Genomic DNA, 7,003 nt, shown 5'->3' with positions numbered 1-7,003 from the left:
GTGCGGGCTGTGTTTTTCTACCTCCTCTGTACATCTTGCAGCTGTGAGGCTTCAGGAAAGAGCGGGAATTGCTGCAGCCGATGCATTCTACTCAGATAACTTGCTGCCTGTTTTATCTCTAAAAACCTATATTGATGGTTTTATATCAGGTAACAGGGAAAACTCTGTGGAGGATATACAAAAAACTTTCGCAACCAAGTCCGGCGGTTGGAGTTATGAACAGGAAGCACGGATTTTTAGTACCAAGAAGGGGTGGAACAATATCGACCCGGATTGTATTCAAGCTGTTTATTTAGGTGAAAAGATGCCCGACTGGAAGAAACGAGCCATTAAGGCTTGTTTGGATGCAAAAGGGGGACAGGTTGATTTGTGTGAAGTGGCTATTGATACCTGCGGTCGAGAATATCAGCTCAGAATAAGAAACTATTCTGGATGATGGATTAGGTTTACACACGATGGATAGGCCTGAGCAGCACAGGTCTCTGCTCAGGGAAGGGTTTCAATGGGTGACGGGCACAACCCGTGTATAGATATAAAGCAGTGGCCGTGCAGGAGTTCCGTTTTTACGGGTCACTTCTCCGGTTAGCCGGTGGCCTGCCTGCAAATGCCGGTGGAACAGATCGAGTCGTCCACGGTCCACATAGCCGAGTTTCCGGCCATTCAGCTCTATCCGGATAGCCCTGTCATCAAAGGTGTTTGATGGCTCTGGTGTAAAGCTGACATTGGCCTCCAGAGGGATATCGTCAACGGGCACCTCAGACTCATGCCGAAAACCGGCCACTTCAACGATAAACTCGAATGCCCCGTCAGCATTGTCAAACGTGTGAATCAGTTCAAAACCGTCGTCAGGTAGCTTGGCACCAGAGTATCCCAGCAAAGCAAAATCGCTGATTTCAGCCTCAGGGTTTAACCCCCGAAGTTCCAGATAACGGGAAAAATCACTGCGACTTCTGGGTGGCAGGCGGCGGATAAAAGCATCAAGTACCTGACTATCGTACTGCATCACCCCCTGCTGAATTTGAAAAGCTGGGTAACCCGTGAAGCCATCTGCGATGGCTTGCTGAAAGTCTTCGCTATCAGTGAAGTACCGGAGAGTCACTTTGTCACCTTTACGCACCAGTTCACCCACCACAAAGCGCGAACGATTTTTGCTTGCCAACGCCTGCCATGAAAGAAGTATTCGATCCGGTTCGACCAGGTGTTCAATGTGCCTCATTACTAATAATCTCCAGTTCTTCCAACAGCAACTGCTTTCTATAACAGGTCAGCCTGTGAATAAATGCTGCCCTTTCTGCTGTCAGCGGGGATTGTATATTAAAGGTGGTCAGTTCAGTAAGTATCTTATTTAAAGCATCGTCTTCCCATTGGAGCGTGTCAATCAATAGTGGCGTAATCTCCGGGTACTTTCGACAGTATCTACTGACGCCTTCCATCAACAGTAATCTTTTCTCATCATCCTTATGCCACTTCATTTGATGTCGGCCCCGTTTGGTATAAGCAGACAGCATATTTTCATCACGTATGCATTGATTGAACTTTTTTGGGAACAGTTCATGCCCAAGGCTGGTGCCATTGTCGAAGAAAGGTGAGAGGCGTGCAGTACCCTCGTCACCATTCCAGATGACTTTCCAGTTTTCCTGATGGCGGTCAGTATTGCCGATCAGAGCATCAAAGCAGAGACAGAGTCCCCAGTATTCTTTCCAGTTATGGGTAAGCTTTTTACTCATGGCCAATGCTCGGGAGAAAGCAATGATCGATGTTAAGTTATGCTGCCTGCCTTTATCCCGATCATAGCCTTTAATTATCTGCTGCATATATTCGCCACCCGGGGTGGATCGTTCTTCTATCTCAGGAGAGTAACCAATAAACCATTCGCACAAACTACCGGGTTCTTTTGTCAGGGAGTTCATCGCTACGAAAACAGGAGGCACCGGAAGTTTCATCAGTCGACCAATTCGGAAGGCAATAACTTCACACCAGTACTGATCCGGGTGTCGTGGTTGGCTTGGGTCTTTTGCGCTTTTGATGGCTTCCTTAAACAGATAACGGTGACCGGGGATACAGAAGTCATACGGAGTATCTTCAGGGCATACCCGCAGTGTTTTGACCCGTGCGCCTTCAGGGTAGACTTCATACTCTTCATGGACTGGCCAGTGGGCAATATCGATTATCTGATCATTGGTCTGGTCAATATTATCTCGGTCAATCACTTCTGATTCCGGTTTTTGGGAAAGGGCTAATCCAGTTTACTGTTTGCCAGGCAAAAAATCTTGATTGTTGTGGTGTTGTTATATGAAGCGGGAATATGCCTATGTCCAAATAAGTACACTTTATGGACACGATACAAAGGGTGGGTAAGTCATTGACCTGCCGTGTCCAGTAAAGTTGTTTTTGCCCAACTGGACAGAATGTCAAACTGAGTCTAGTTTTTCTTTTACTCAAATAATGAAGTATGAGGAAAGAATTAGATGAAGGGACAGAGCGTCGGCTACATCCGGGTCAGCAGTATTGACCAGAACACCGCCCGACAACTTGATGGTGTTGAGCTGGATGCCAGCTTTGAAGATCACTGCAGTGGTAAAGATACCAACCGCCCCCAGTTGAAAGCCTGCCTTAAACATTTGAGGGCAGGGGATCGACTTCATGTTCATTCCATTGATCGCCTTGCCCGGAGCCTGAAGGATCTGCAGGTACTGGTGGAGGAGCTGACTGAACAGTGTGTCAGTATTCAGTTCCATAAAGAAAATCTAACTTTCACTGGCGACAGTAACCCAATGCACACACTGATGTTTCAGATGATGGGTGCCTTTGCAGAGTTTGAGCGAAGTATGATTCGTGAACGACAGCGGGAAGGTATTGCGGCTGCCAGGAAACAGGGTAAACAGATTGGCGCAAAGCCGAAGCTTTCGGCTGAACAGGTGGAAGAGCTTAAAGGACGGGTGGCTGCTGGGGAACAGAAAAAGGCGCTGGCCAGAGCGTTTGGGGTTAGTAGACAGACTTTATATAACGTTTTGAATCATACTGCGCTTACAGATTAATTGTCTTCCTAGTGTGGAGAATTGGCTCCAGTGTTACCAAGAACAAAGTTAATGTTATGGTTAAAGGCCTAATTCCCGTAACAGACAAATACTATAAGACTAAAACAACGGTGACTTTAAATGGATTTTCGAGGGATGTTCTGCATAGCCATACTTTTGGTTCCAGTTGGATTACATGCTGAAATTTATCAGTGCGTTAACCAAGGAAAAATGGTGTTTTCTGACCAGCCTTGTGGTGATTCTCAGAAGACAGTAATTCTCAACGAAACATCAACGATGCAGGGAATGAGTGAAGATAAAATTCAACAGGCAGGTAAGCACACTAAAGAAGTGTTGCTAAAAGATCAGATCAAACGTGGGCAGGAGAAAATTAAAGTTCTTCGAAAGCAGATGAAAAATGAAATTGCTTATCTGCGGTATAAAAAGCTCCATTCACGAAATAACTTGGCTGGCGCGACTTGGGAGGAGTCTATATCGACTGAAATGGAGGCTGTCACCTCTAAATATAAAATACAGATTGATCTAAAGCAGGATGAAGTAAGGCAGTATCGTGAGGAACTAAAAGAATTAAAAAACAGCTATACTGATTAGCCGAAATAGTCAGCCTCACGGCGGAGCTTTTTCTCAAAAGTCGTTAAGTCCCATCTGGGATAGAGCTGGTAAAGATGCCCTCCGATGTTTCTTAAGATAGTTTCGGTAAGTCTTTTGATGCATCCCTTTGGGCTTTTGCGGAGAATCTGTAGCAAATTCTGCTGCAGTATCACCCAGCCGATCCTTTATTGCTCTACACGATCTAATTGATCTATCAAAATGGCCAAGCGTTTGTCCATGGTACAGCGGCCCATACCAGCGCCGATGAGCAAAGCCTTTTTTCCCCATTAACAATTTGCCTGCACGTATCTCCAACATCGGGCAGTAGAAGTAGGGGCGGTAGGTTTTTCCTTTCAGGGTGCTAAACCACTCAATACCGATAATCTGTTCTTTGGTTTCGATCTGTCCGACTTCGTTCCAGACTGGGTACTTCACATGCAGACATTGATCCCAGCCCCCGAAATTAATCTTGCATTCCAGTTTGATGGCGAATGATTGTCCAAACCGAATAACCGTTTTCTGTCTGGGCTTCAGAAAGCCTTGGCGGTAGAGTTGGCAGATATCCAGTGTGTAGAAATCTTCTACGCATTTTGCTCCGCTGGCTTTTCTACCGCTATTGTATCCACCCATGGTTATGCTTCCTGTGCTGGTAGAACCTAAATCCCTACGAAAACACGAATTCTTATTGGTTAATTGATGATATCAGTTGAAGGTGGTATGCAGCATTTTTTGATAGCTGGTTCATGTTGACGTTCTACGTACAGCGCACTTTTTCAAAATACTGAGAGTGATGCTTATTTTAAAATAGTGCAGGGTTAGTATCAGTAGAAACCAGTAGAAAGATCGACCAAAGACTTTTAACTGGTTTTTACTGATAGATAGCCCTGTCAAATTCATTCTTCTGTATCTTTCAGGCAGGCTGGGTTTATATAGTATGTGACCGATGGACGGCCATTGCCTGGTTGCTCATCTCTGATCACGTAACCATGAGTTTCCAGTACCTTGAGTGCCTGTTCCCTCTGATGCTTTTCTTGTAAACCCGTCCAGCGTTTATTTTCAAGATCTTTCATTTTAAAGGCTCTAGGCAGTTTATTGAGACGATGAATCAAAATACGTGCGCTTGCCATTGCGTCGTTAATTAGCCCATATACTCTGGCGGCATGTGACTCCAGCACTTCACACCAGCGAATGGCCATTAATGCAGATTCTTTACCAATGCTTCCTGTAGCTCCGTTCTGAATGATATGAAATATAAGTGCTAGTGATGACATTAATGAAGGATACTTACCAAGGTGGCTCTCCATGCTCTGGCTCAGATGACCAGACCTGATTCTCATCATTAGTTGACAATACCACTGGTCAAAAACAGCTTGTCCTTCCGATCCAAAATGCAATGATGGTCGTTCATCTTCCTCAGTTTTGTACTCTATATCATCAAGTCTTTTGAATACTGCATAGGCTTTTTTCTGGAGCAACTTATCGGGAGCGCGGTCAGTGTGTTTGAATGGTGCGCTGTCTGGGTACACCAGTAGCTGAAAACGCTCTATCAGGCCATCATCCCCAGAACCCTCACGCTGATTTATTAACAATGGCAGTAAGCGACCAGGCTGGATACCTCCAAGAATAGAGACTGTGTTGGATTTAATGTACACATCTTCCCTGCTTATTCGGTCGTAGCTGAAAGCTCCGTCACCATTGAATGCTTCGAGCCAGAAGGCACGATCCTGCTGACGGTCATCCCGGTTAAGTCCGGCTATCCAGCCAGACAGCTCATCCCGAAGCTGAAGTACTCCATTAGGGTTTTCAGACAATATAACCCCCAGCTTTTCGATGGTGGAATCATGAACTATGTAACGATGGCAAGTTGGTTTTTCCGGATCGGAGCTGTCATCCATGAGGAGAGCTACTGCGTCATGGTGCTTACCTTCATTGACCAGTTTGGATGCTCTCTTTTCGGCATCTTTATTCGCCATCTGGGTGATTTTATCTTGCACCTCATATCGTTTACGGTCATTTTCATACAGCTCTCTGGCATTCTCTTCCAGCCGCTTTAATGGCTTAGTGACAGCGTTGATGGCCGGACTCTTCTTCTCACTGGGTCTACCGATACAGCATCCCCAGAGATTTGCTACAACTACCCAGTCATCATTATGCTTGGGTTTAACGGTCACCTTACGACCGATAAGGCTACTTGATACTGTAACTGCAGCCACGGCAACGTACTCAAAGGCAACGTTATCCATTCGCTCAGTAATGTCTGTCAGCCATCCGGAAAGTTCAGAAGGCAGCATATCCAGGGTTATTGGTTGAACAGGTAAAAGCTTGTCATTCAGAGGTTTTAGCTCTGGCCAATCGAACTGTCGTTTAGCGCCCTCTGTTTTGTTTTCAGCATCCGGTTCGATCAGAGTTACTTTATTGCTATCACAAAGTGCCATACGCATGCCCTCCATTGGCAAGATAGAAATCAGAAAAGTCGGTTCCACGGTGTTGAGTTGAAATAGCTGGAGGCATCATGACCGTCGCACCAACTGCCTCAGCCGCATGCAGTGCATCTTTCAGTCCCGGATTGCCTGATAGGTGAGTGTCGTTATCCGCCGCAAGAATCAAACGGCTATCTGGATTCTGTTCCTTCGCTATGTAACTAATGGCTGTCAGGTTGCCTTTGCCCATGGCTGAATATACTTGAATGGTCTGACCTTCCATCAGGTATAAGCTCGCTCCAGTGGCCCAGCCTTCACAGATATAAACTGTCCAGGATTCTTGACCAAACCGGTAATAGACATCTTTTCGCTTTCCGTTTTTGAGGCCAAATTTCTTACCACAGCTATTGATCTGTTCGATGTTGACCAGTTCATGATCATGGGCATAAAGCGGAATCAGTAAATTGTTACCACTTTGCTTTAAACCAAGTGCCGGGAGTTGCTTTCGAATCAAGTATGGGTGCTCAGAATTGGCTAGAGATGCTGAGTTCCAAAGTCTAACGGCTCTTTGTGCTGCCACAGCCTCCTGCCGATGTTTTTCTGCGGCAGCTTCTTTTAAGTAACGATCTTTTTCTAAACGCCTTAGTTCAATATTTTCTTCAAAATGAATGGGGTTACTGTAGCCCTGTCGTGTTATACCAAGATATTGGCCGACCATTTCTACTGCTTCGATGAAGCTGCAGTCTGACACTTTCATGATTAAGCTGAACCCATCACCAGCACCGCATTGTCGGCAGATGTAATTTCCGTTAACAATACTCATAAATGAATAGCGGTCATGTCCTTTACAGAAGACGCAGGGCATATTGTTTTTTTTGGCTCTTCAGGGATATCTGTGGGTAAAAATGAACTGATTTGAAGAAAAAAGCACCAGCGATCAATTTCTGATAGATT

At 45.4% G+C, this 7,003-nt stretch carries 8 protein-coding genes; 3 read left to right on the top strand and 5 right to left on the bottom strand.

Annotated features, from left to right (window positions below):
- Positions 1-436, top strand: a 436-nt coding sequence (locus Q1B11_RS19740) for a hypothetical protein (protein WP_299735646.1), incomplete at its 5' end; no start/stop codon positions are given.
- A gap of 63 nt (positions 437-499) precedes the next feature.
- Here Q1B11_RS19740 and Q1B11_RS19735 read toward each other — a convergent pair.
- Complete coding sequence (locus Q1B11_RS19735; protein WP_299735644.1) at positions 500-1,216, bottom strand: hypothetical protein; 717 nt, start codon at positions 1,214-1,216, stop codon at positions 500-502.
- The gene (locus Q1B11_RS19730) at positions 1,203-2,210 is read right to left on the bottom strand and encodes a hypothetical protein (RefSeq protein WP_299735642.1); all 1,008 of its coding nucleotides are present in this window, start codon (positions 2,208-2,210) and stop codon (positions 1,203-1,205) included. Before Q1B11_RS19730 ends, Q1B11_RS19735 begins: the two co-directional genes overlap by 14 nt.
- Positions 2,211-2,468: 258 nt before the next feature.
- On the opposite strand from Q1B11_RS19730, the gene Q1B11_RS19725 reads away from it, so the two are divergent.
- The gene (locus Q1B11_RS19725; RefSeq protein ID WP_299735640.1) at positions 2,469-3,038 is read left to right on the top strand and encodes a recombinase family protein; all 570 of its coding nucleotides are present in this window, start codon (positions 2,469-2,471) and stop codon (positions 3,036-3,038) included.
- Between the two features lie 120 nt (positions 3,039-3,158).
- Positions 3,159-3,629: a DUF4124 domain-containing protein gene (locus Q1B11_RS19720; RefSeq protein WP_299735638.1), complete on the top strand. Its 471-nt coding sequence runs from the start codon at positions 3,159-3,161 to the stop codon at positions 3,627-3,629.
- Positions 3,630-3,662: 33 nt separating this feature from the next.
- Here Q1B11_RS19720 and Q1B11_RS19715 read toward each other — a convergent pair whose 3' ends face one another.
- The 3 genes from Q1B11_RS19715 to Q1B11_RS19705 form a co-directional block, all read right to left on the bottom strand.
- Positions 3,663-4,259, bottom strand: coding sequence for a hypothetical protein (locus Q1B11_RS19715; protein ID WP_299735636.1), 597 nt, complete (start codon positions 4,257-4,259; stop codon positions 3,663-3,665).
- Between the two features lie 263 nt (positions 4,260-4,522).
- On the bottom strand, positions 4,523-6,064 hold the full coding sequence (locus Q1B11_RS19710) for a YfjI family protein (RefSeq protein WP_299735635.1): 1,542 nt from the start codon (positions 6,062-6,064) through the stop codon (positions 4,523-4,525).
- Positions 6,051-6,914, bottom strand: a complete 864-nt coding sequence (locus tag Q1B11_RS19705; protein ID WP_299735633.1) for a toprim domain-containing protein — start codon at positions 6,912-6,914, stop codon at positions 6,051-6,053. The genes Q1B11_RS19710 and Q1B11_RS19705 overlap by 14 nt, the downstream gene beginning before the upstream one ends.
- Positions 6,915-7,003 lie beyond the last annotated feature (89 nt).

Source organism: uncultured Endozoicomonas sp., assembly GCF_947495845.1.
Classification (GTDB): Bacteria; Pseudomonadota; Gammaproteobacteria; order Pseudomonadales; family Endozoicomonadaceae; genus Endozoicomonas.
Note: the sequence above shows the minus strand (reverse complement) of the source record. Positions and strands in the feature narration are given on the sequence as shown.

What these genes read in the sequence shown, in the direction of transcription:
- Q1B11_RS19735 (WP_299735644.1), bottom strand. Translation starts at nt 1,216, where the DNA reads ATGAGGCACATTGAACACCTGGTCGAACCGGATCGAATACTTCTTTCA.
- Q1B11_RS19725 (WP_299735640.1), top strand. Translation starts at nt 2,469, where the DNA reads ATGAAGGGACAGAGCGTCGGCTACATCCGGGTCAGCAGTATTGACCAG.
- Q1B11_RS19720 (WP_299735638.1), top strand. Translation starts at nt 3,159, where the DNA reads ATGGATTTTCGAGGGATGTTCTGCATAGCCATACTTTTGGTTCCAGTT.
- Q1B11_RS19715 (WP_299735636.1), bottom strand. Translation starts at nt 4,259, where the DNA reads ATGGGTGGATACAATAGCGGTAGAAAAGCCAGCGGAGCAAAATGCGTA.
- Q1B11_RS19710 (WP_299735635.1), bottom strand. Translation starts at nt 6,064, where the DNA reads ATGGCACTTTGTGATAGCAATAAAGTAACTCTGATCGAACCGGATGCT.
- Q1B11_RS19705 (WP_299735633.1), bottom strand. Translation starts at nt 6,914, where the DNA reads ATGCCCTGCGTCTTCTGTAAAGGACATGACCGCTATTCATTTATGAGT.